Raw genomic sequence first — 23,841 nt, 5'->3', positions numbered from 1 at the left:
GGATTGGAGCAACCGACCTTTTATGTTGTTGATCATCGATAACTACGATTCTTTTACCTACAACCTTTACCAATACTTCTGCGAGCTTGGTGCAGACGTAAAGGTGGTGCGTAACGATGAAATCGACATCCAAGGCATTGAGGCGCTCAACCCAACTCATTTGGTGATCTCTCCAGGTCCCTGTACCCCTAACGAAGCGGGTATCTCTCTACAAGCTATCGAATGCTTTGCTGGTAAGTTACCAATCTTAGGCGTTTGCCTTGGTCATCAGGCGATTGCGCAGGTGTTTGGAGGGGAAGTGGTACGTGCTCGACAAGTGATGCACGGCAAGACATCACCAATTCGTCACAACGGTCGCAGTGTGTTTAAAAACCTTAATAACCCACTTACGGTAACCCGCTACCACTCTCTCGTGGTGAAAAACGGCACATTACCTGATGTGTTTGAATTGACCGCTTGGACTGAACTGCCTGACGGAGCCATGGACGAAATCATGGGTTATCAGCATAAAACCCTGCCAATTGACGCGGTACAGTTCCATCCTGAGTCGATTAAGACAGAACAAGGTCACGAACTGCTTGCGAACTTTCTTGCGCGCAAAGCGATCTGATCGCGATCACCTTTCTTAACAAATTCTTCATGTTTTTCGCCTGAGAATGGGAATGCAAAACTATGCGTTCTGTCTATTTGGTGGCGGCTATTCATTTTTCTCCTTTCTTTCTAAACCTTGCTATACATAACTTTTATAAAAAATCGCTTCTCTATTTGCGTTTCTTGGTGCATAAATAATCATAGATAGTGAGTATGGGTAGTCGCGCTCGGAAGCGAAAAGAATAAATCACTATTGAAATGGTTAATTAAATGTAAATACAATGCCGCAATAGCTTAAATGCAAAACATTATTTGCTGGCAAAGAGTGCCGGTTAAATTCGCTTATCTGCTAGGCATGCGGTATCAAGAAGGAATGTGCAATGACAACGGAAAACAAAGTAGAGCGCGGTTTATTCGATGAGGTAATGGTACCTTGCTATAACCCGATGGAAATGATCCCTGTAAAAGGTGAAGGTTCACGCATTTGGGATCAGAACGGAAATGAATACATCGACTTTGCTGGTGGTATTGCGGTGAGCTGTCTTGGTCATTGTCACCCAGTTATGGTGAACGCATTGACTGAGCAAGGTAACAAGCTTTGGCACCTAAGTAATGTTATGACTAACGAGCCAGCACTGCGATTGGCGAAGAAGTTAACAGAAGTCAGCTTTGCTGAGCGCGTGTTCTTCGCTAACTCTGGCGCAGAAGCAAACGAAGCGGCACTAAAGCTAGCACGTCGTTACGCAGCAGACGTTCATGGTACAGAGAAATCTGAAATCATCGCATTCAAACAAGGTTTCCACGGTCGTACTTTCTTCACGGTAACAGTAGGCGGTCAAGCGGCTTACTCAGACGGTTTTGGTCCTAAACCTGGCGATGTGACACACCTTCCTTACAACGATATCGAAGCACTTCAAGCACACATGTCGGATCGCACTTGTGCCGTAATGATGGAGCCTCTGCAAGGTGAGGGTGGCATCATTCCACCAACACCTGAATTCGCTCAAGCGGTTCGCGAGCTGTGTGACAAGCATAACGCACTGTTGATCTTCGATGAAGTGCAAACTGGTAACGGTCGTACGGGTCACTTCTATGCATACCAAGGTCTAGGCATCACGCCAGACATCCTAAGCACAGCGAAATCACTGGGTGGCGGTTTCCCTATCGGTGCCATGCTAACGACGGTAAAATTGGCTGAGCACATGAAAGTGGGCACGCACGGTTCAACTTACGGTGGTAACCCACTAGCGTGTGCAGTTGCAGAAGCAGTTGTTGAAGAAGTGACAAAACCAGAAGTACTGGCTGGCGTACTAGAGCGTGAAGCGATGTTCCGTGAAGGTCTGGAGAAGATCAACGCGAAATACAACATCTTCTCTGAAGTGCGCGGTAAAGGTCTACTGCTTGGTGCTGCACTGAATGAAGAGTGGCAAGGTCGTGCGCGTGACGTACTGGTTGCTGCAGGTAAACAAGGTCTAATGGTATTGGTTGCGGGTGCCAATGTCGTACGTTTCACACCATCACTCGTTATCACACAACAAGAAATCGAAGAAGGTTTGGCGAAGCTAGATAAAGCGATCGCAACGCTGGTTTAAGCGCGATCTCCGCTTATCGTCAAATTAGAAACCCCCATCAAGGATCTCTGATGGGGGTATTGTTCCTACAATATAGTTAGGATCTTCTTGCATCTGGAGGGAGTATTGATGCTAGTAGTTCGCCCTATCGCAATGTCGGATTATGACGCGCTGCACACCTGTGCGGTTGAGTCAGGTCATGGATTTACATCTCTACCGGTTAACGAAGAACTGTTAACCAATCGAATCAAACACTCAGAATACAGTTTTGGCAAACCTGACGTTAAGGAAGCCGGTGATGAAGGCTACCTAATGGTGGGTTTTGAATCTGAAACTGGTGAAGTGGCAGGTACCACAGGTATTGAAGCTTCGATCGGCTGGGATGTGCCTTTTTATTCTTACCACATCAGCAAAGTGGTGCACTCGTCACCAAAGCTTGGCGTAAACAACGTGGTGAAGCTGCTGACGTTTGGTAATAACTACACGGGTAACAGTGAAATCTGTACCTTGTTCTTACGTGAGAAATTCCGTGGTGGCTTGAACGGGCGTCTGATGTCCAAGTGCCGTTTCTTAATGATGGCAGAGCACCCAGAACGTTTCTCGGAAACCATCTTTGCTGAAATGCGTGGCGTATCAGACGAGAACGGTAACTCGCCATTCTGGCAGTGGCTTCAAGAGCATTTCTTCTCTATCGATTTTACGCTTGCGGATTACCTAACTGGTATCGGCAAGAAAGGCTTTATCGCCGACTTGATGCCGAAGTTGCCAATCTACATCAACCTACTGAGCCCAGAAGCGCAAGCTGTGATTGGTAAAGTGCACGACAACACACGTCCAGCATTGAAGCTGCTTGAGCGTGAAGGTTTTACCAACCGTGGATACGTCGACATTTTCGATGGTGGTCCAACGGTGGAGTGTGACTTACGTAATATCGAATCGGTACGCCACTCATTCCGCGCGCAAGTCAAAATCTCGGAGCACACCAGCACACAAGACTTCTTGATGTGTAACTCATCATTCGAGAACTTTCGTGCAGCCGCAGCAAAAGCAGCGTATGACGCAGAAACGCAAAGCGTAGTGCTAGCCCCAGAATTGGCGGATGCACTCTTGGTTGAGGAAGGGGATTTTGTTCGCCTTCTTCCGCAGTAACTGACGACAGAATTTAAGGATAGAAACAATGACACATTGGATTGCAGGTGAATGGGTACAAGGTCAGGGTGAAGCATTTACGTCTCTGTCGCCTTACAACCAAGAAGTGATCTGGCAAGGCAACGGCGCAACAGCAGAGCAGGTTAACCAAGCGGTATCTGCGGCGCGTGAAGCGTTTGTTGATTGGAAGAAGCGCCCATTTGCAGAGCGTGAAGCGATCGTGCTGGCTTTTGCTGAGAAAGTAAAAGAGAACAGCGAAAAAATCGCTGAAGTGATTGCCAAAGAAACCGGCAAGCCAATCTGGGAAACACGCACCGAAGCGGCAGCGATGGCGGGTAAAATCGCTATTTCTATTCGTGCTTACCACGAGCGTACGGGTGAAGCGACACGTGAAGCCGCAGGCAACCAAATTGTATTGCGTCATCGCCCATTGGGTGTGATGGCGGTCTTCGGTCCTTATAACTTCCCGGGTCACCTGCCAAATGGCCACATCGTGCCAGCACTATTGGCTGGTAACACCGTCGTCTTCAAACCGTCTGAGCAAACGCCATGGACGGGTGAACTCGCTATGAAGTTGTGGGAAGAGGTCGGTCTACCAAAAGGTGTGATTAACCTAGTCCAAGGCGCGAAAGAGACGGGCATTGCACTGGCGGATGCGAAAGGCATTGATGGCGTGCTGTTTACCGGTAGTGCAAACACAGGTCATGTTCTCCATCGTCAGTTTGCTGGTCAGCCGGGCAAAATGCTGGCGCTTGAAATGGGTGGCAACAACCCGATGGTTATCTCGGATAACTACGGTGACTTAGACGCAACGGTTTACACCATCATCCAATCAGCCTTCATCAGTGCAGGGCAACGCTGTACCTGTGCTCGTCGACTATACATTCCATTTGGCGATAAGGGTGATGCAGTCATTACTAAGCTGGTGGAAGCGACACACAATATTCGTGTAGGCCAACCATTTGCAGAGCCTGCGCCTTTCATGGGACCGCAAATTTCGGTAGCGGCGGCCAAGTTCATTCTCGATGCACAAGCGAACTTGCAATCACTGGGTGGCGAAAGCTTGATTGAAGCAAAAGCAGGCGAAGCGGCGTTTGTTTCTCCGGGCATCATCGATGTGACGAACATTGCTGAGTTGCCAGATGAAGAGTACTTCGGTCCACTTCTGCAAGTGGTGCGCTACGAAGGGCTAGAGAAAGCAGTAGAGCTGGCGAATGATACGCGCTTTGGTCTATCTGCAGGTCTGGTTTCAACCGATGACCAAGAATGGGAATACTTCGTGGACCACATTCGTGCTGGCATCGTGAATCGCAACCGTCAGCTGACGGGCGCAAGTGGTGATGCACCATTTGGTGGTCCGGGTGCCTCAGGTAACCTACGTCCAAGTGCTTACTACGCAGCAGACTACTGTGCGTACCCAATGGCATCAATGGAAGGACAAGAGACGGTCTTACCTGCCACATTGAGCCCGGGTGTAAGCCTGTAATAGAGAAACACGAAGTGGTGACAAAGTATCACCGCTTCTCTCTGCCGGAGCTATTTACCAAGTTAGGATTCTGGTAAGCGCGCTGGCAAACGCCAAAGGCGAGCTTAAGACTCTCCAGAGCGTGTTGACTGACTGGCACTTATGCCACACATACCGTCACAGGTTGATGACCGCTCGTTCGTGATTCTGGACAGCCCACGGGCTGTGAACGAGCGGTCAACTTCCTCTTACCCCTAACTCTACATTTCATAACAAGGAGTCGTTATGACGCCCGATGTGTTATTTGAATCGCTATGGCAAGACTACATTCAACGTCTTTGCCCTTCTGCTGCTAAAGTTCATCAGCTTCTTCAAGAAGATGAGCCTCTGATTAATGACCATATTGCGCTACGTACGTTTAATGTCGCTCCCCTAGGCATTGAAACGTTAGCGAAGCCATTCCTAGCGGTGGGTTACAAAGCCTGTGGTGACTACGTATTTGAAAGCAAAAAGCTGGTGGCAAAACATTTTGAGCACCCAGATCCGAAACAGCCAAAAGTCTTCATCAGTGAATTGAAAGTGGATGAGTGCTCACCAGAGCTACAAGCCATCGTTCATAAACTGGTGGAGCAGGTTGATGCTTCTAAATTGACCAGCAGTGACTTCTTGTACGGCGGACGTTTGTGGGACCTTAGCTATGCTGACTTCCAGATCTTAGCGAAAGAGAGTGAGTACGCTTCTTGGCTTGCTGCGCACGGTTACGGAGCGAACCACTTCACGGTGAGTGTGAATCAACTCAATCAGCATGAAGAAGTGAAGCAAGTGAACGACCACCTACGCACCGTAGGTTTTATCATCAACGAGAATGGCGGTGAAGTAAAAGGTACGCCAGAGGTGCTACTAGAGCAATCATCGACCATGGCAGACAAAGTGCCAGTGACCTTCACTGAAGGCGTTGAGGTGATTCCTGGAGGCTTCTACGAGTTTGCCAAGCGCTACCCAATGGATAACGGTGAGTTGTACCCAGGATTTGTAGCTGCATCGGCAGATAAGATCTTCGAGAGTACCAACGGTTAATAGATACAAGACGAGCACCGCTTCGCTTCGAGAGGGTTTTTACTTGGAATCTGAGAAGGCTTCATCTCAAAGGATGAAGTCCGTTGTGAAGCGCAGCGCTCTCGACTCTCAATGTCTAACTCCCAAAAAACAAAAAAGCCACCAAACTTGCATTTGGTGGCTTTTAAATTTTTTAAACGTTAATCGAGATTAACGAGTCCCGTAAACAACGATAGTTTTACCGTGCGCAGAAATTAGGTTCTGCTCTTCTAGCATCTTCAAGATACGACCTACTGTCTCACGAGAACAGCCAACAATTTGACCGATTTCTTGACGAGTGATCTTGATTTGCATGCCGTCTGGGTGCGTCATCGCATCTGGTTGTTTAGCAAGGTTCAGAAGAGTCTGAGCGATACGACCAGTTACGTCTAGGAACGCTAGGTCACCCACTTTTTGGCTAGTAACTTGTAGACGACGAGCCATTTGCGCTGAAAGACGCATTAGGATGTCTGGGTTAACTTGGATAAGTTGACGGAATTTCTTGAAAGAAATCTCTGCCACTTCACAAGGAGATTTAGCGCGAACCCAAGCTGTACGCTCTTGGTCTTCTTCGAATAGACCAAGCTCACCAATGAAGTCGCCTTGGTTTAGGTAAGAAAGGATCATTTCCTTACCTTCTTCGTCTTTGATAAGAACCGCAACAGAACCTTTAACGATGTAGTACAAAGTCTCTGCTTTTTCGCCCGCGTGAATTAGCGTGCTCTTTGATGGGTACTTATGAATATGACAGTGTGAAAGAAACCACTCTAATGTTGGGTCGGTTTGAGGTTTACCTAGAACCATAATATCTCACTTCCTCTGCAGGGTACGCTTGCGCTATCCATATTTTAGCTAAGCCTGAATTGGCTTACTAGAATAAGAGCACTTTTTATATGCTGCAAGCTCTCTTGTGTTTCGGTTAGAAATAGTATCCTTTTTCGGAAACGATTTCTTGATTTTAATCGTGCCATGATTGAGATTTTGTAAGCAAAACTGTGCACATGATCACGGTATGAAAAGTAAACACTCAATTAACGAGGTTTTTAGCCAATTTTTCCGGTTTCGATGAGTTGCTGCAGAATCGGTCTCACTATGAGCTCCATTGCAAAGCTCATCTTACCGCCAGGAACCACAATGGTGTTATGGCGAGACATGAAGGAGCCATCAATCATCGCCAACAAATACGGGAAGTCGACATTCTTGATACCGCGCAGGCGGATCACTACGAAGCTTTCATCCAAGCTAGGGATGCCTTTAGCGTTAAGTGGGTTAGAAGTATCGACGGTTGGTACGCGTTGGAAGTTGATATGTGTGCGAGAAAATTGCGGGGTAATGTAGTTCAGGTAATCGTCCATCGAGCGCACGATCGAATCCATCACCGCTTCTCTTGAATGACCACGATCGCGCGTGTCACGAACAAACTTTTGGATCCATTCCAAGTTCACAATCGGCACCATGCCAATTAGAAAGTCGACGTGACGCGCCACATTGACATCACCATCTACCACGCCACCGTGTAAACCTTCGTAGAACAGCACATCGCTGTTTTCTGGCAGATCTTGCCAAGGCGTAAAGGTGCCCGGCATTTGGTTGTATGGAACGGCTTCATCAAAAGTGTGCAGATAGCGGCGCACGCTGCCAGTGCCATCTTCACCGAACTGACGGAAGAACTCTTCTAGCCCCGGAAAGTCATTGGCTTGTGGACCAAAGTAGCTGATGTGTTTGCCTTGCTCACGCGCTTTGCGGATTTCGACATCCATCTCTGGACGTGTAAAGCGGTGGAAGCTGTCACCTTCAACCCACGCTGGTTTGACGTTCATCATATTGAACATCTTACGGAAGGCTTCAGAAGTGGTGGTTGTGCCGGCACCGGACGAACCAGTAACCGCAATGATTGGGTGTTTCGCTGACATGACAAACCTTGTCGAAAATTACTTACCTGTAAAGTGCAGCACACGTATGCTGCACGGTCGATAACCCACTATAGCACGTAACAAGCCCTTGTCATCGAGTGGGATACGGTAAAATGTGAAGGGTCTAAAACTTTGCTTTTAGTTGGATATCAACCGTTTCATGAAGCTCAGAAAATACGATGACCGCTTCGCCTTTCTCTAATTGGGATTTGACCTGATCGATTTTACTCTGCAGTGAAACTTCGACTGAGCCGTAGTCGGTGCCTTCACGTAGCACGAATTCTCGGATCAGGTTTTCTAGTGTTTCTGGCGCAATGTCTTGCCATGGAATGATCATAAATACCTCAAACTTTTATGATGTTTAAGCGCGCCTCTTAGGTTGTTGGTGTCTGGCGCGCCTAGGTAGTTTACTGTGTTCGCGGTACGGATACAGCAGAAAGGTAGTCAGCAGCGATACTTTCGTAATAAGCCGGTAATGCTTCTTCCAACCAGAACTTAGGTTTTAATGCCGTGCCCGTCAGGAAGCCAACGTGTCCACCATGTTCATAAAGCCGATAATCAATGTTGTCTGGCAATACGAATTTTGGGATCACCTCTTCGGTCATAAACGGATCGTCTTTGGCGTGGATGATCAAGGTTGGCAAGGTGATCTGTTGCAACTTGCTTAAGCCTGAACATTGATCGTAATAATCTTGCGCGTCTTTAAAACCATGCAGAGGCGCGGTGATCAAGTCATCAAATTCATACAAGCGAGTCACGCGTTTGATCGAGTTATACGACAAGGCGAGTTCACCTTGGATTAAGTCGTGCTTTTGCAGTGCATTGCGTTTGAGTGAAGAGAGCAAGTAACGTCGGTAAACTTTCGAGAAGCCCTGTTCAATACGATTGGCACATGCTGCTAAGTCCAGTGGTGCAGAGACAATGGTTGCGGCACTTAATATTGGGTCGTCTTTATACTCAGCCAAGTAGTTCGCCAGCATGTTACCGCCAAGGGAAATGCCGACCGCAACTTTAGGGTTGTTAGGGAATTGCTGATTGAGTTGCTCAAGAAAGAAACGAGCATCCGTTACTTCGCCAGAATGATAGGCGCGGGCTTTCTTGTTTGGCTTACCGCTGCAACCACGAAAGTGCATCATCACTGACAGCCAACCTGATTTAGAGAAGGCGTTCATCAAACCGTTCGCATACGGACTATAGAAGCAGCCTTCTAAGCCATGAAAGAGGACGAAGATTGGTTTGTTGTGAGCGGCTTCAGAATCTGGCTGTTGTGACCACGCCAAATCTAAGAAGTCACCATCCGGTGTATCGAGTGTTTGCCAAATAGGCGTAAACAACGCTTTCTTGCGGATAAAGCGTGGCAATAGCGTCTGAAGATGCGGGTTCTTAATCCCGGCGGCTGCGAAAAATTGTGTCATACCTAACTGCTCTTATATGGTCCTTCAATGTTCGCTGAAGAACTTATTAATATAATCCTTTATAGCTTTAGTATAGATATTTTACTGGTTTATGACTGATTTATGGATATTGAATGTTTGGAACTGGAATGGAGAATGCCTGTTGCAGATGCTCTCCACCTAACTGGCGACAGTATCTCAGCGTCAGTGGTTCGCCATCATTCTTGACTAATCTGAGTGAGTTGACGCAGTCGACGAGGTCGGACTGTTGCTGTTTTTCGAGCTGCAATTCGAACTGTAATGCTTCGCGATAAAGCGCGTCATTAACTTGTGATTTGAGGTGGCGACGAAGTTCACGGTAAGAGTGGAGCAGGGTTTCACTTCGACCAAGGCAGCCTTGCACCATGTGCCAGTCTTGCTCTTGGAAAATCACCTGCTGCTCATCGAGCCATCTGAGCAGCAGTAATAGGTTCACGTTGCCGTGGTAGTTGTTTTGCAATGATAAGCACGCTTCCTTCACTTCTCGCACACCATAAAATTGCAGACTGAACTGCCAAAGGTGTTCTAGGGTAAGAGTGTATTCTGCGTGCTCGTTTGTCATTGATTAAACTCTAGTTCCATCTGCTCGAGTGTTTCTTGGGCAGACATCCATTCCATTTCTACTTCTTCAAGATCTGCTTTGCTAGAAGCTTGAAGCGCCAACACTTCGTTAAGTTTAGCCTTGTTTTCGGCTTCATACAGCGAGTTATCCGCTAATTGCTCTTCTGCTTTCGCTAGAGCTTCACCTAACTTATCCATTTTGTTTTCTAACTGTGTCAGCGTTTTGCGAATTGGTGCGGTCTGCTTACGAAATTCTGCTTCGCGTCGCTTTTGCTCTTTTTTCGCCGCTGCACTGTTGGCGTTATCTTTAACTGGTTGAGCAGCTTGTGCTTCTTTACGCTCGGCTTTTTGTTGCTCGGTCAACCACTTGTAGTAATCGTTCAAGTCACCGTCGAATGGTGCGACTTGGCGATCGTGCACAAGGTACAAATCATCTGTGGTTGCACGCAATAGGTAGCGATCGTGCGAAACAATCACCATCGCACCTTCGAATGTTTGCAGTGCCATGGTCAGTGCTTGGCGCATGTCCAAGTCCAAGTGGTTGGTCGGTTCATCGAGTAGCAATAGGTTCGGTTTCTGCCACACAATTAATGCCAATACCAAACGTGCTTTCTCACCACCTGAAAACGGTGCGACTTTCTCAAGCGCTTTATCACCTTGGAAACCAAAGCTACCTAGATAATCACGTAGCTGCTGCTCGGTTTGATCTGGTGCGATTTGCATCATGTGCTGCAGCGGTGTTTCTTCTGGGTGCAGTGTTTCTAGTTGGTGCTGAGCGAAGTAACCGATCTTCACGCCTTGTGAATAAGTGAGATCGCCGCCTTGCGCTTTGAGCTCACCAGACAGCAATTTGATCAAGGTTGATTTACCCGCGCCGTTACGACCAAGTAGACCAATACGGCTGCCCGGCACTAAGTTAAGGCGGATCTTCTCTAAGATCAGGTTGTCACCGTAGCCTGCCGATACTTCATCCATCATCATGATTGGGTTTGGTAGGGCTGCAGGATCGCGGAACTGGAAACTAAATGGGTTATCGAACTGCGCTGGCAGTACCTTCTCCATACGCTCCAGCGCTTTAATACGGCTTTGTGCTTGGCGCGCTTTGGATGCTTTGTAACGGAAGCGGTCAATGTAGCTTTGCATGTGCGACATCTGTTTCTGTTGCTTCTCGAACATCGCCTGTTGCAACACCATCTTTTGTGCGCGTTGGTTTTCGAATGACGAGTAGTTACCCGTGTATTCGTTCAACTGCTGGTTCTCGATGTGAATGATGTGACCAACGATCGGGTCCAAGAAGTCACGGTCGTGCGAGATCAGAATCAGTGTGCCAGGGTAGTTTTGTAGCCAGCGCTCTAGCCACATTACCGCGTCCAAATCCAAGTGGTTGGTTGGTTCGTCGAGTAACAGTAGATCAGAACGACACAATAGCGCTTGAGCCAAGTTAAGGCGCATACGCCAACCACCCGAGAACTGAGTCAGGTTCCAACTCATTTGCTCTTGGCTAAAGCCCAGACCATCAAGCAGTTCGGCAGCACGTGCGCGAATGCTGTAACCACCAATGGTTTCAATTTTGCCGTGGATCTCCGCAACTAGGGTGCCGTTGTCTTTCTCTTCGGCGATCGCCAGTTGAGCTTCAAGATCGCGGAACTCACGATCACCATCAATCACGTATTCCAGTGCGCTACGGTCGAGTGCAGGCGTTTCCTGTGCAACCCAAGCCAATTCCCAATGTTGAGGTTGGCTAAATGAGCCTGCATCAATCGACAGTTCATCTTTTAGTAGGGCAAACAGAGTTGATTTACCACAGCCGTTTTTACCAACCAGACCCACTTTGTCGCCCGGGTGAATGGTTGCAGATGTTTGGTCTAAAAGAGGTTTACCGCCACGCAGTAACTGAATATCAGAGAAGGTAATCATAGAGTTTTAATTCACTTTGCGCAGTGCGCGTTTCTTGGTCGTTGATCTCGCGGTGAATAGTAGGGGTATTGGCGGGAAAAGTCGATCTCTGCGCTTTAATTGCATTATGCTATACAAAAAAGTATAACAAACTGATAACGATAATTTTCCCTGAGAAATCAACACAAGGACGACCATTTGGCTGTTGCTACGCCCATTCCTCCGAGGGTTCTGGTTATTTATGCTCACCCAGAACCGCAAAACTCTATTGCCAACCAAGTGATGATTAAAAAAATCGAATCACTGGGTCATGTCACCGTGCACGATCTTTATGGCGCGTACCCTGATTTCTTTATTGATGTGAACTACGAACACGATCTGCTGATGACGCATGATGTGATCGTTTTTCATCATCCTCTCTATATGTATTCCTGTCCTGCACTGTTGAAAGAATGGATGGATCGTGTGTTGGGCAAAGGTTTTGCGTTCGGTGATGGTAGCGCATTAGCGGGTAAGTACTGGCGCAGTGTGATCACTACTGGCGGTAAAGAGGATGCGTTCAGCCCGATGGGTTACAACAAATACCCACTTGAGCAAATTCTACAACCGTTTGAACTGACTGCCGCTTTATGTCAGATGCATTGGATTGAGCCTTTAGTGCTGTACTGGTCGCGCAATGTATCGGACATCGAACGTTATCAGCATGCTGAACAATATCGTCAATGGCTGAACAACCCCCTGAGAGAGTGGGATGAGCAAGGAGGTTACCATGGCGATAACCAGTGAGTTTCTTCAAAGTAGTGTGGTATTCCTTTCTGCTGCCGTTATTGCAGTGCCGATTGCCCAGCGACTTGGTCTGGGCTCTGTGCTTGGCTACCTGATTGCAGGCGTTCTAATTGGTCCTTGGGGGCTGGGGTTAATCAGTGATGTGGACGCGATTCTCCACTTCGCCGAACTCGGGGTGGTGTTGCTGCTGTTCTTAATTGGTTTGGAACTCAACCCTAAAAAGTTATGGCAGATGCGCGGACCAATCCTCGGTCTGGGTGGCGCTCAAGTTATTGTCACCACGGCGGTGATAGGCAGCATCGTCAGCCTGTTTGGATTGAGCATGCAAGTGAGCTTAGTGATCGGTATGGGCTTGGCACTCTCGTCCACCGCGATTGCACTAAAAGTGATCGAAGAACAGGGGCAAGCCGGCACGGAAACCGGACAATCTGGTTTTGCTGTGTTGCTGTTCCAAGATATTGCCGTCATCCCGATGCTCGCCATGCTGCCATTACTCGCCGGTGGTCAAAGCGGTGGTGATTGGTTAGATGCTATTTGGGTATTAGGCAGTGTGGCTGCGTTATTAGTTGGCGGTCATTTCCTCTTACGTCCTTTGTTCCGTTTTGTGGTGATGAGTGGTGTGCGAGAACTCTTCACCGTTGCCGCCCTCCTAGTCGTACTTGGCATTTCTGTTGCGATGCAAAAGCTGGGGCTGTCGATGGCACTCGGTACTTTCTTAGCGGGTGTGTTACTGGCAGAAAGTGAATACCGTCATGAACTAGAAATCGCGATTGAACCGTTTAAAGGTCTGCTGCTTGGCTTGTTCTTTATTGCTGTGGGTATGGCAGTGAATCTTGGTTTATTAGCCTTGCAACCGTTCGCAATTATTGGTGCCGTGATTGCTCTTGTGGTGGTCAAAGGTTTGGTTCTGTATGTTTTGGCTCGCACTGCTCGAGTTCGTGCGAAGTCGCGCAGTCGTATGGCAGCGATTTTGAGCCAAGGTGGTGAGTTTGCGTTTGTGATTTTCACCGCGGCAAGCCAAGAAGGTATCTTAACCAAGGAGCAAGTTGCCTTTTTGTTGGTGGTGGTGAGCTTGTCGATGGTGACCACGCCGCTGCTGCTCATGGGACAGAAAAAATGGTTTGCGCACACGCTTAACCAAGAAGAAGAGAGCGTCACGACCAATGTGGTGGATCGTCGACCACGTGTGATCATCGCGGGCTTTGGTCGTTTTGGTCAGATTGTCGGCCGCTTGATGTACGCCAACAAGATCAAAGTAACAGTACTAGAAAGTGACGCGAGCCAAATCCACTTGCTGCGTAAATACGGTTATAAGGTGTTTTATGGTGATGCGACTCAGATTGATTTGTTACGCGCCGCGGGAGCGGATAAAGCAGAAGCCTTAGTGATCTGTACCGACTCACCAGATGAGGTGATGGCGATTGTCGACATTTGCCGTGCGCACTTTCCGAAGTTGAAGATCCTTGCCCGTGCTCGCAGCCGCGTAGAAGCCTACCAGTTAATGAACCATGGCGTGCAAAATTACTCGCGAGAAACCTTTTTAGGCGCATTAGATCTAGGTCGCCAAGCGCTCGTAGAATTAGGCATGCACCCGTATCAAGCAAAGCGGGCAGAAGCACATTTTCGCAAGCTAGATAATGCTATGCTCAAAGACTTGTTGCCTCAGCACAATGAGGACAAAGAACTCGCTCAACGCTCGAAAGAAGCACGTAAAGAACTAGAAGAAATCTTCGGTCGTGAAATGGAAAGCGACCAACAGTCGCCAAATCATTGGAAGTAGTACCCGCGCAGCATCAAGCGGGAAAAGGAACAAAAGTGAAAGCCAAGAAACGTTTTATCGCGGGTGCAAGCTGCCCGCAATGCAGTCAGCAAGATACTCTGCGCTGGTGGATTGATAACAACATTGAGCTGGTTGAGTGTGTCGACTGCGATTATACCGAGCAGCGTAAACCGCAATCTGTAGAAAAAAATAAACACTCAGAACAAGAAATGATCGGGATTTTTAAGCCTGAGTAATTGAACTTCGTTAATTGATCCCCATAATACTATCATCTCGGTACTTAACCCCATTCTGGTTAGGTCAATTAATCTCCCTGGAGTTAGTATGAAAATTGAAAAGAACGTTGTTGCAAGCCTTGCATACAAAGTAATGTTGGAAGACGGTGTTGTTGTTGATCAATCAACTTCTGAAGCACCTCTTGATTACCTTCACGGTCACAACAACCTAATCACTGGTCTTGAGAAAGAACTAGAAGGTAAAGTGGCTGGCGACAAGTTCTCAGTAACAGTAGCTCCTGAAGATGCGTACGGCGACCACAACGATGCACTAGTGCAACGTGTTCCTGCAGACGTATTCCAAGGCGTTGACCAAATCGAAGTTGGCATGCGTTTTCTAGCAGATACTGACCAAGGTCCAATCCCTGTAGAAGTAACTGAAGTAGACGGCGACGAAGTTGTTGTAGACGGCAACCACATGCTAGCTGGTCAAACACTAACTTTCGAAGTAGAAGTTATGGCTACTCGTGAAGCGACAGCTGAAGAGATCGAACACGGTCACATCCACCAAGGTGGCGGCTGCTGTGGCGGTCACGACCACGATCACGAAGGCGGCTGCTGTGGTGGCGAAGAAAAAGCTGACGACCACGAATGTTGTGGCGGCGGCGGTTGCGGTTCTCACTAATCGCACGCTCTTCACTAGATAACGCTATCTAGTAAAGCTTTAAAAAGCGCAGGTTGAGGTTTCAACTTGCGCTTTTTGTTTATCTGGGGTGTAGTGCCAATCATACAAGGAATAACAGTTGGACAAAGCGATGACGAAACCTTTCTCGATTGCCATTCATGGCGGTGCAGGCACTATCTTGCGTGAACAGATGAGTGACGAACTGCAACAATCCATCTTGGCGGATTTAGAAGCTGCGGTAAAAGCGGGGCATCAAATCCTAGCAACAGGTGGTGAAGCCATAGATGCGGTCGTGGCGGCAGTGAAAGTGCTGGAAGACTCTCCTAATTTTAATGCGGGTAAAGGCTCAGTACTGACCCATAACGAGATGGTCGAAATGGATGCCTCTGTGATGGATGGTCGACATCAAGACGCAGGGGCAGTCGCTGGGGTGCGTCATATCAGAAACCCCATTGAACTCGCTCGTGACGTGATGCGAAACAGCAACCATGTATTGTTGGTGGGCGAGGGCGCAGAGAAGTTTGCTTTTGAACAAGGTCATGAGTACACCGAGCAGGATTACTTCTTTACCGATCGCCGCTATGAGCAGTTGCTGTCTATGCGTGAGAAAGGACTGTTTGCTCTGTCGGAATCTCGTTACCCAGATGATCGTAAGCACGGTACGGTTGGTGCAGTGGCATTGGACCAACAAGGCAACTTAGCCGCTGCCACCAGTACTGGTGGCGTGACCAACAAGAAATACGGTCGAGTGGGAGACTCCGCTCTGATTGGTTGTGGTACGGTGGCAGAGAATGGTGTCGTCGCGGTTTCCACTACGGGGGTCGGTGAGTTCTTTATTCGTAAACGTGTTGCGGAAGACGTTGCAGCACGCATGCGTTATTTGCAAGAAGACGTTCATACGGCGTGCGAACACATTATTCAGGGTGATTTAAAAGCAATGGGCGGCGAAGGTGGTTTGATTGCAATTGATGCTAAAGGTGAGCTGCACTTTGCGATGAACAGTTCTGGCATGTACCGAGCTGGCATCAATACGCAAGGCGAGCTGACCGTTAAAATCTACGCAGACGAATAATTTCGTCCCGCTCATTCCTAAGCAACATTTTTAAGTAGCGAATACAACAAAGCCCAGAACACGTTCTGGGCTTTATGCTATTTGAGCCTGCATTTTAATAATGCGGTGGTGGGGTTTCTTCTGACGGATCGGCTAAATTCGACGAGTCCATATTTTTCACTTTACCTACCACATATTTCATCTGATCGAGCATCTTGGTAATTTGCAGTTGTTGCTGCGACAAGGCGCCGTTCAGATCTTCAATAGTCTGTTCTTGGAACGCAAGCTGACATTCTAAGTCATTGATGCGTGCTTCCAATTGCTGAATGATTTTATCTGTCATGATCCGTTCTCTAGCTGCCAAGCTTGGGCAATGCCCGCAGAAGTGGCAGTAATTACACGTTGCTTGGAATCAAAGGCTGCATCATACACGACCGCGCGGGGAGGGCGAGTATCTTTTTTCGGCTCAACTTCAAATCCATCGACGCGTTTGCCGGTCTGGGTATCCCACACCATCACACGACCTGAAGGTGTGCCAGTTACTAACAAGCTGCCATCATCGGAGAAGCGCGCCGTCGAAAAGATTAACTGACGAGACCAACTGCTCAGTTGCGTGACTTCTTCACCCGTCTCTAAATTCCAGATGATGGCTTGGTTGCCACCGTCTGAGGTCATGGCCAGTTTGCCATCTCTCTGTAAAGCGACTCTGACTACACGTTGGTCGTGCTCAAAGGTACGCAATACCAGCCCTGTTTCGGTATCCCACAGATACGCTTTGTAGTCGTTGCCACCTGTGAGAGCGAAGCGACCGTTGGGCGAGATAGCGACAGAATTGACTTTTTCTTGGTGCGCAAGGAACTCTAGCCGACGACCAGTGACTAAGTTGACGTAAATCGCTTTACCGTTGGACAGTCCAAGTAATACCTGTTCACCGTTACTGGTGATATCAACGTCTCGAATCAGTGCGTCATCGATAGACCACAGCCCTTCAGCTTGAGTCCATCCGAGATCCCACACAGCGAAGTTCATTTGGCTTGCTGTGACTGCATAACGACCATTGTCTGAAATGCGAATATGGGAGACCACGTTGGCGGCTTGATCGAGTTCACCCAGCTTTGCGAGTTGTTTGTTTTGCTCCAAATCCCAAAGAACCAATTGGTGCTCTTTGGAGTACAGCAGCGCAAATCGACCATCTCGGCTGAGCGCAAAGCTGGTGGAACCTTGTGGTTCGAGTGACCAACGTTGAACATCACGATCGGTAAAAAAGCATCCATTTAACGTGGTGATGACAATTAAATATAGGAATAAATGAGAAATTCTTTGCATCACATCTAATAATCCGGTTTGTGTCTTAAGACATATAGCTAGTATATTGGTATAACGATTGTCTTCACTAGTCTCATAGAAGATTTGTGCACAACAACCAGTGGCTAAGCCATTATTGGGAGAATTTAATGAAATCAGTTTTAAAAGTGTCGCTACTTGCTGCAACAGTAATGCTAGCGGTAGGTTGTCAAAAAGAAGAAACAAAACCAGAAGCAGCACCTCAAGCAGAACAAGTTCAAGCAGAAACTGGTAAAGCAGTTCACTTTAAAACAGACGATGACAAAGCGGCTTACGCGATCGGTGTTTCATTTGCTAACTACCTAAGCACTAGCATTGAAAAACCAAGCGAAATTGGCATCAACCTAAACAAAGACCTAGTTCTTAAAGGTATCGAAGACGTATTTAAAGATAAAGCAGCGCTAAACGAAGAAGAAACTCGTGCCGCTCTAGAGTCTCTAGACAAGCGTGTTGCAGAAACCATGCAAAAGCAAGCGGCTGAGAAAGCAGCTGAAGCGAAGAAAGCTGGTGATGACTTCCGTGCGGAATTCGAGAAGCAAGAAGGCGTAGTGAAGACAGAATCTGGTCTTCTATACAAAGTTGAAACACCGGCTGAAGGCGAGAAGCCAAAAGACACCGACACAGTTCAAGTACACTACAAAGGTACTCTGATCGACGGCACTCAATTCGACAGCTCTTACGATCGTGGCGAACCAGCAACATTCCCGCTAAACCGCGTAATCCCAGGTTGGACTGAAGGTGTTCAGCTAATGCCTGTAGGTTCTAAGTTCAAATTCGTTATCCCGCCAGAGCTAGCATACGGTGACCAAGACACACCGAGCATTCCTGCTAACTCAACGCTAGTATTCGAAGTTGAGCTACTAAAAATTGAGAACGACAACGCTGCTCAATAATTATCCTTAGCGATAACTCGATGAAAAAAGGTCCGTTTTACGGGCCTTTTTTGTTCTAGGTCACTAGTTGGTGAGTTTGCTAGGTTGCCTTTCAAATTTTCTGATAAACTTACACCAATTTGTTGATTTTTCGCTCGAAGGCTTATGACAACTACAGAAACAATAAATGCGGAAATGTTGCTCGAAATGGAATCTGTCAACGTGATGCCATTTACCGAGCACGATAAAATCATCTTGAGATCTTACGAAGCGGTCGTTGACGGCATTGCCAGTCTTATTGGTCCGTTCTGTGAGATCGTTCTTCACTCACTGGAAGACCTCAATACCTCTGCAATCAAAATCGCTAACGGTGAGAACACCGGTCGTCAGGTAGGTTCTCCTATCACTGACTTAGCACTTAAGATGCTGAAAGACATCGAAGGTTCTGAGCGTAACTTCTCACGTTCGTACTTCACCCGCGCTAAAGGCGGCGTATTAATGAAGTCGATCACCGTTGCTATTCGTAACGGCGAAAACCGTGTGATTGGTTTGCTTTGTATCAACGTCAACCTTGATGCGCCTTTCTCTCAAGTGCTGCAATCTTTCATGCCAACGCAAGAAGCGAAAGAAGCGGCGTCATCCGTTAACTTCGCAAGTGATGTTGAAGAACTCGTAGACCAAACGGTTGAGCGTACGATTGAAGAGATCAACGCCGACAAATCCGTCTCGAACAACACCAAAAACCGTCAGATAGTGATGGAACTGTACGACAAAGGTATTTTCGATATCAAAGACGCTATCAACCGTGTCGCAGATCGCCTGAATATCTCTAAACACACCGTTTACCTATACATTCGTCAGCGTAAGACTGAGGACGAATAAGCGTGAGTGGATTAACTTACACGCTGGTAGTGAACGGCCCGGTTTACGGCAGTCAATCGGCGCGCAGCGCATATCAATTCGCACAAGCAGTAATTGAACAAGGACATACTTTGGTGAGTGTGTTCTTTTACCAAGATGGCGTCACCAATGGTACGGCTTTGAGCGTGCCTGCCAACGACGAGTTTGACCTAACCAAAGCATGGCAATCACTCGCACAGCAACACGATGTTCGTTTGGAAACCTGCGTAGCAGCCGCTTTGCGTCGCGGCATCATCAGCGAAGATGAGGCGAATCAACATGGTCTTGAGCAGAACAACCTAGCGACAGGGTTCGAGCAAGCCGGTTTGGGGAGCTTAGCCGAAGCCATGTTAACGCAAGATAGAGTGGTTCAGTTTTGAGTCAGTTAACTTACCTATTTCGTAGCGCGCCTCATGGTAACAATGCAGGGCGTGAAGGTGTGGATGCGCTGTTAGCAGCGTCTGCGTACTGTGAAGACATCACCGTTCTATTTGTTGGGGATGGTGTGTATCAGTTACTGCTTGGACAAGAGCCTAAAGGCATCTTAAGCAAAGACTACGCTCCAATGTTGAAGTTGTTCGACTTGTACGACATTGAGCAAGTGTTTGTTTGTGCCGATTCGCTTGCCGAGCGTGGCTTGGCTCAAGCCGATTTAGTCATTAATGCAGAGGCGCTAAATACAGAGCAACTAAAAGCTCAACTACAACAAGCGGGCAAACTGCTGTCATTCTGAGGAAGCCATGTTACATATCATCAAATCCGTAGCTGCATTAGACGATGCAATGGCACTGTACAGTGAGCAAGATGATGTCTTGTTGATTGAAGATGCCGTGTATGCTGCGAACCCTCAGCATAAGGCGTTCAGCAAGGTAAAAGGTCCATCAGTGTTTGCGCTACAAAGCGATATTGAAGCCCGTGGTATGAGCAATCGTATCAGCCCATCTATTGAGGTGATTGGCTATGCTGGCTTTGTTGAACTAACAGCAAAACAAGCCAAATCTCTGACTTGGGATTAACCCTTCTTTCCTGTCGATTGAGCTTTACGGACTAATTACCCTAATTGAACAAAAAAGATCCGTATATTTCTTGACACACCTCTCACTGCTGCATAGAATTTTGCGTCCCTAACTGCCAAGTGCTGTTAGGGATAGATTTTTCACAAAGCTTACTTTCAAGTAAATCAGGAGCTAGTTAATGGCAACTATTAACCAGTTGGTACGTAAGCCACGTGCAAAGCAAGTTGTTAAAAGCAACGTGCCTGCACTAGAAGCGTGCCCACAAAAACGTGGTGTATGTACTCGTGTTTACACTACTACACCTAAAAAACCTAACTCAGCACTTCGTAAAGTTTGTCGTGTACGTCTGACAAACGGCTTCGAAGTTACATCGTACATCGGCGGTGAAGGTCACAACCTTCAAGAGCACAGTGTTGTACTAATCCGTGGCGGTCGTGTAAAAGACCTTCCGGGTGTACGTTACCACACTGTTCGCGGTGCACTTGACTGTGCTGGCGTTAACGACCGTAAACAAGGTCGTTCTAAGTACGGTGTGAAGCGTCCTAAGTCTTAATGGATTCCGTTAAGTAAGGCCAAACACTAAATTATTTTTAATTTTTTGAAAAAACTGAAAAGTTTTGGATAAAACCTGAAGAAGACAACGGAGAAAATCCATGCCACGTCGTCGCGTCATTGGTCAGCGTAAGATCCTTCCAGATCCAAAGTTCAAATCTGAACTGCTGGCAAAATTCGTTAACATCCTAATGGTTGACGGTAAAAAATCTACTGCAGAAAAAATCGTTTACACTGCACTAGATTCTATGGCTGAAAAGTCTGGTAAAGACCACTTAGCTATTTTTGAAGAAGCTCTTGAAAATGTTCGCCCAGCGGTAGAAGTTAAATCTCGCCGTGTAGGTGGTTCAACTTACCAAGTACCTGTAGAAGTACGTCCGGTTCGCCGTAACGCACTTGCTATGCGTTGGTTGGTTGAAGCTGCGCGTAAGCGTGGTGAAAAATCTATGGCTCAACGCCTAGCTGCTGAAATGCTAGACGCGTCTGAGAACAAAGGTACTGCGGTTAAGAAACGTGAAGACGTTCACCGCATGGCTGACGCAAACAAAGCGTTCGCTCATTACCGTTGGTAATACCTTTTCAGTGCTGCAAGGTTCCTTGCAGCACTTCTTTAGTTCCTATGCCTATGCTAGGAACTATTGCTATATCTAGGGGATAGCATTTTTTAGTTATAGCAATAGTCCCTATCTCTAAGTTAAGAGGATTCAATCGTGGCTCGCAAAACTCCTATTGAGCGCTACCGTAACATCGGTATCTGTGCTCACGTAGATGCAGGTAAAACAACCACTACTGAACGTATTCTGTTCTACACTGGTCTGTCTCATAAAATCGGTGAAGTTCACGATGGCGCAGCAACCATGGACTGGATGGAGCAGGAGCAAGAACGTGGTATCACAATCACGTCTGCGGCGACTACTACCTTCTGGCGTGGTATGGAAGCACAATTCCAAGAGCACCGCGTTAACATCATCGACACTCCTGGACACGTTGACTTTACTATCGAAGTAGAGCGTTCTCTACGCGTACTTGATGGTGCAGTTGTTGTGTTCTGTGGTTCATCTGGTGTTGAACCTCAGTCTGAAACTGTATGGCGTCAAGCTGACAAGTACCACGTTCCACGTATGGTATTTGTAAACAAGATGGACCGTGCAGGCGCTGACTTCCTACGCGTTGTGGACCAAATTAAAAACCGTCTTGGTGCGAATCCTGTTCCAATCCAACTAAACGTTGGTGCAGAGGATGATTTCCGTGGTGTTATCGACCTTATCAAGATGAAGATGATCAACTGGAATGAAGCCGACCAAGGTATGTCGTTCACATACGACGAAATTCCAGCTGACATGCAAGAGCTTGCAGAAGAATGGCGCAACAACCTAGTTGAAGCGGCAGCAGAAGCAACTGAAGAGCTAATGGACAAGTACCTTGAAGAAGGTGAACTGTCTGAAGCAGAGATCAAACAAGCTCTACGTACTCGTACACTAAACAACGAAATCGTACTGGCTACTTGTGGTAGTGCGTTCAAAAACAAAGGTGTTCAAGCAGTACTAGACGCAGTGATCGAGTTCTTGCCATCGCCAATCGACGTACCTGCAATTAAAGGTATCGACGAAAGAGAGAACGAAGTTGAGCGTCACGCAGACGACAACGAACCGTTCTCAGCACTAGCATTCAAGATCGCGACTGACCCATTCGTGGGCACGCTAACTTTCATGCGCGTTTACTCAGGTGTTGTGAACTCAGGTGATGCTGTTTACAACTCAGTAAAAGACAAGAAAGAGCGTTTCGGTCGTATCGTTCAGATGCATGCGAACAAGCGTGAAGAAGTAAAAGAAGTTCGCGCTGGTGATATCGCAGCTGCTATCGGTCTGAAAGACGTTACAACAGGTGACACACTATGTGACCAGAACCACAAAGTGATTCTAGAACGCATGGAATTCCCTGAACCTGTAATTCAGATCGCTGTAGAACCTCGTTCTAAAGCAGACCAAGAGAAAATGGGTATCGCGCTAGGTAAACTGGCAGCGGAAGACCCATCATTCCGCGTGGAAACGGATGACGAAACAGGTCAGACTCTGATCTCTGGTATGGGTGAGCTTCACCTAGATATCATCGTTGACCGTATGAAGCGTGAATTCAGCGTTGACTGTAACGTTGGTAAACCTCAGGTTGCTTACCGTGAAACCATTCGTGGTAAAGCGGAAGTAGAAGGCAAGTTCGTTCGTCAATCTGGCGGTCGCGGTCAATACGGTCACGTATGGATCAAACTTGAACCTTCAGAGCCTGGTGAAGGTTTCGTATTCGTAGACGAGATTGTGGGTGGTGTGGTTCCTAAGGAATACATCAGCTCGGTATCGAAAGGTATCGAAGAACAAATGAATAGTGGTGTTCTAGCGGGTTACCCTGTTCTAGATATTAAAGCAACACTATTTGACGGTTCTTACCACGATGTTGACTCAAGCGAGATGGCGTTCAAGATCGCTGGCTCGATGGCATTCAAGAAAGGTGCACTAGAAGCACAACCTGTGATTCTAGAACCAATGATGAATGTTGAAGTAACTACGCCGGAAGATTGGATGGGTGACGTTGTTGGTGACCTAAACCGCCGCCGCGGTATGATCGAAGGTATGGATGAAGGTGTGGCTGGTCTTAAGATCATTCGTGCTCAAGTTCCACTATCTGAGATGTTTGGTTACGCAACTGACCTACGTTCTGCAACTCAAGGCCGTGCGTCTTACTCTATGGAGTTTAACGAGTACGCTGAAGTACCGAAAAACTTCGCAGATAAAATCATTGCAGACCGTGGTTACTAATTAAAACGCTTTGAGCTGAAAAAAAGTCCAGCTTTTTTTAAAGATCAATGCGTCCAAATATTGCGCTAACAGGCGTTGGCGCATAAAATAACAATTTCTGGCGCGTCGAGATCAATAATGATCACGGCGAATCATAACTAGGAAGGAACACGATTG

General features: G+C 47.3%; 26 protein-coding genes. 18 read left to right on the top strand and 8 right to left on the bottom strand.

Annotation, left to right across the window (positions count from 1 at the left end; genetic code table 11):
* Positions 1 to 22: 22 nt before the first annotated feature.
* The 5 genes from OH463_RS21735 to OH463_RS21715 all read left to right on the top strand — a co-directional run bounded on the left by OH463_RS21735 (position 23) and on the right by OH463_RS21715 (position 5,853).
* Positions 23 to 610: an aminodeoxychorismate/anthranilate synthase component II gene (locus OH463_RS21735; RefSeq protein ID WP_050922681.1), complete on the top strand. Its 588-nt coding sequence runs from the start codon at positions 23 to 25 to the stop codon at positions 608 to 610.
* Between the two features lie 361 nt (positions 611 to 971).
* A complete protein-coding gene (locus OH463_RS21730) occupies positions 972 to 2,183 on the top strand; it encodes an aspartate aminotransferase family protein (RefSeq protein ID WP_269992622.1) in 1,212 nt (403 codons plus the stop codon).
* A gap of 108 nt (positions 2,184 to 2,291) precedes the next feature.
* Positions 2,292 to 3,311, top strand: a complete 1,020-nt coding sequence (astA, locus tag OH463_RS21725; protein ID WP_005438349.1) for an arginine N-succinyltransferase — start codon at positions 2,292 to 2,294, stop codon at positions 3,309 to 3,311.
* 28 nt (positions 3,312 to 3,339) lie between these two features.
* Positions 3,340 to 4,797: a succinylglutamate-semialdehyde dehydrogenase gene (astD, locus tag OH463_RS21720; protein WP_269992618.1), complete on the top strand. Its 1,458-nt coding sequence runs from the start codon at positions 3,340 to 3,342 to the stop codon at positions 4,795 to 4,797.
* Between the two features lie 264 nt (positions 4,798 to 5,061).
* Complete coding sequence (locus OH463_RS21715) at positions 5,062 to 5,853, top strand: DUF1338 domain-containing protein (RefSeq protein WP_005451448.1); 792 nt, start codon at positions 5,062 to 5,064, stop codon at positions 5,851 to 5,853.
* 189 nt (positions 5,854 to 6,042) lie between these two features.
* Here OH463_RS21715 and crp read toward each other — a convergent pair whose 3' ends face one another.
* From crp to OH463_RS21685, 6 genes are all read right to left on the bottom strand, one after another.
* A complete protein-coding gene (gene crp / locus OH463_RS21710) occupies positions 6,043 to 6,675 on the bottom strand; it encodes a cAMP-activated global transcriptional regulator CRP (RefSeq protein ID WP_005381432.1) in 633 nt (210 codons plus the stop codon).
* 239 nt (positions 6,676 to 6,914) lie between these two features.
* Positions 6,915 to 7,784 (bottom strand): phosphoribulokinase, encoded by an 870-nt coding sequence (locus OH463_RS21705; protein WP_005432770.1) that lies wholly within the window; start codon positions 7,782 to 7,784, stop codon positions 6,915 to 6,917.
* 124 nt (positions 7,785 to 7,908) lie between these two features.
* Positions 7,909 to 8,121, bottom strand: coding sequence for a YheU family protein (locus tag OH463_RS21700; RefSeq protein WP_005432763.1), 213 nt, complete (start codon positions 8,119 to 8,121; stop codon positions 7,909 to 7,911).
* A 70-nt stretch (positions 8,122 to 8,191) separates the two neighbouring features.
* The gene (locus OH463_RS21695) at positions 8,192 to 9,199 is read right to left on the bottom strand and encodes a hydrolase (protein WP_269992614.1); all 1,008 of its coding nucleotides are present in this window, start codon (positions 9,197 to 9,199) and stop codon (positions 8,192 to 8,194) included.
* Positions 9,200 to 9,299: 100 nt separating this feature from the next.
* Complete coding sequence (locus tag OH463_RS21690; RefSeq protein ID WP_005451456.1) at positions 9,300 to 9,779, bottom strand: TIGR02444 family protein; 480 nt, start codon at positions 9,777 to 9,779, stop codon at positions 9,300 to 9,302.
* The gene (locus OH463_RS21685) at positions 9,776 to 11,695 is read right to left on the bottom strand and encodes an ABC transporter ATP-binding protein (protein WP_269992612.1); all 1,920 of its coding nucleotides are present in this window, start codon (positions 11,693 to 11,695) and stop codon (positions 9,776 to 9,778) included. The genes OH463_RS21690 and OH463_RS21685 overlap by 4 nt, the downstream gene beginning before the upstream one ends.
* A gap of 177 nt (positions 11,696 to 11,872) precedes the next feature.
* Between OH463_RS21685 and kefG the strand changes: the two genes are divergently transcribed.
* The 5 genes from kefG (at position 11,873) to OH463_RS21660 (ending at position 16,212) form a co-directional block, all read left to right on the top strand.
* Positions 11,873 to 12,460: a glutathione-regulated potassium-efflux system ancillary protein KefG gene (kefG, locus tag OH463_RS21680; RefSeq protein WP_009697547.1), complete on the top strand. Its 588-nt coding sequence runs from the start codon at positions 11,873 to 11,875 to the stop codon at positions 12,458 to 12,460.
* On the top strand, positions 12,444 to 14,240 hold the full coding sequence (kefB, locus tag OH463_RS21675; RefSeq protein ID WP_005451461.1) for a glutathione-regulated potassium-efflux system protein KefB: 1,797 nt from the start codon (positions 12,444 to 12,446) through the stop codon (positions 14,238 to 14,240). Before kefG ends, kefB begins: the two co-directional genes overlap by 17 nt.
* 35 nt (positions 14,241 to 14,275) lie before the next feature.
* Positions 14,276 to 14,476 carry a YheV family putative zinc ribbon protein gene (locus OH463_RS21670; protein ID WP_005432753.1) on the top strand — a complete coding sequence of 67 codons (201 nt, stop codon included), beginning with the start codon at positions 14,276 to 14,278 and terminating at the stop codon, positions 14,474 to 14,476.
* An 88-nt stretch (positions 14,477 to 14,564) separates the two neighbouring features.
* The gene (gene slyD, locus OH463_RS21665; RefSeq protein ID WP_005432768.1) at positions 14,565 to 15,140 is read left to right on the top strand and encodes a peptidylprolyl isomerase; all 576 of its coding nucleotides are present in this window, start codon (positions 14,565 to 14,567) and stop codon (positions 15,138 to 15,140) included.
* Between the two features lie 130 nt (positions 15,141 to 15,270).
* Positions 15,271 to 16,212: an isoaspartyl peptidase/L-asparaginase family protein gene (locus tag OH463_RS21660; protein WP_256902373.1), complete on the top strand. Its 942-nt coding sequence runs from the start codon at positions 15,271 to 15,273 to the stop codon at positions 16,210 to 16,212.
* Between the two features lie 94 nt (positions 16,213 to 16,306).
* Here the strand turns inward: OH463_RS21660 and OH463_RS21655 are convergent, their stop codons facing one another.
* Together OH463_RS21655 and OH463_RS21650 are read right to left on the bottom strand one after the other, a co-directional pair.
* Positions 16,307 to 16,534 (bottom strand): SlyX family protein, encoded by a 228-nt coding sequence (locus OH463_RS21655; protein WP_005451463.1) that lies wholly within the window; start codon positions 16,532 to 16,534, stop codon positions 16,307 to 16,309.
* Positions 16,531 to 17,517 (bottom strand): WD40 repeat domain-containing protein, encoded by a 987-nt coding sequence (locus OH463_RS21650; RefSeq protein WP_005451464.1) that lies wholly within the window; start codon positions 17,515 to 17,517, stop codon positions 16,531 to 16,533. The genes OH463_RS21655 and OH463_RS21650 overlap by 4 nt, the downstream gene beginning before the upstream one ends.
* 128 nt (positions 17,518 to 17,645) lie before the next feature.
* Here OH463_RS21650 and fkpA point away from each other — a divergent pair, with 128 nt between their 5' ends.
* The 8 genes from fkpA to fusA all read left to right on the top strand — a co-directional run bounded on the left by fkpA (position 17,646) and on the right by fusA (position 23,685).
* The gene (gene fkpA / locus OH463_RS21645; protein WP_005451465.1) at positions 17,646 to 18,428 is read left to right on the top strand and encodes an FKBP-type peptidyl-prolyl cis-trans isomerase; all 783 of its coding nucleotides are present in this window, start codon (positions 17,646 to 17,648) and stop codon (positions 18,426 to 18,428) included.
* A gap of 144 nt (positions 18,429 to 18,572) precedes the next feature.
* Positions 18,573 to 19,289, top strand: coding sequence for a helix-turn-helix transcriptional regulator (locus tag OH463_RS21640; RefSeq protein WP_005438378.1), 717 nt, complete (start codon positions 18,573 to 18,575; stop codon positions 19,287 to 19,289).
* A 2-nt stretch (positions 19,290 to 19,291) separates the two neighbouring features.
* Entirely contained in the window at positions 19,292 to 19,687 is a 396-nt protein-coding gene (gene tusD / locus OH463_RS21635; RefSeq protein WP_005438379.1) for a sulfurtransferase complex subunit TusD, read from the top strand.
* Positions 19,684 to 20,040 carry a sulfurtransferase complex subunit TusC gene (gene tusC / locus OH463_RS21630; RefSeq protein ID WP_009697550.1) on the top strand — a complete coding sequence of 119 codons (357 nt, stop codon included), beginning with the start codon at positions 19,684 to 19,686 and terminating at the stop codon, positions 20,038 to 20,040. Before tusD ends, tusC begins: the two co-directional genes overlap by 4 nt.
* 7 nt (positions 20,041 to 20,047) lie before the next feature.
* The gene (tusB, locus tag OH463_RS21625; RefSeq protein WP_005438388.1) at positions 20,048 to 20,323 is read left to right on the top strand and encodes a sulfurtransferase complex subunit TusB; all 276 of its coding nucleotides are present in this window, start codon (positions 20,048 to 20,050) and stop codon (positions 20,321 to 20,323) included.
* 178 nt (positions 20,324 to 20,501) lie between these two features.
* Positions 20,502 to 20,876, top strand: coding sequence for a 30S ribosomal protein S12 (gene rpsL / locus OH463_RS21620; protein ID WP_004399892.1), 375 nt, complete (start codon positions 20,502 to 20,504; stop codon positions 20,874 to 20,876).
* A gap of 100 nt (positions 20,877 to 20,976) precedes the next feature.
* A complete protein-coding gene (gene rpsG / locus OH463_RS21615) occupies positions 20,977 to 21,447 on the top strand; it encodes a 30S ribosomal protein S7 (RefSeq protein WP_005438390.1) in 471 nt (156 codons plus the stop codon).
* Between the two features lie 138 nt (positions 21,448 to 21,585).
* On the top strand, positions 21,586 to 23,685 hold the full coding sequence (gene fusA / locus OH463_RS21610; protein ID WP_005451470.1) for an elongation factor G: 2,100 nt from the start codon (positions 21,586 to 21,588) through the stop codon (positions 23,683 to 23,685).
* The last annotated feature ends 156 nt before the right edge of the window (positions 23,686 to 23,841 follow it).

Origin of the sequence: Vibrio sp. NFR (genome assembly GCF_027587095.1) — a bacterium.
Taxonomy (GTDB): Bacteria; Pseudomonadota; Gammaproteobacteria; order Enterobacterales; family Vibrionaceae; genus Vibrio; species Vibrio harveyi.
This window is presented reverse-complemented; position numbering and strand designations above follow the sequence as displayed.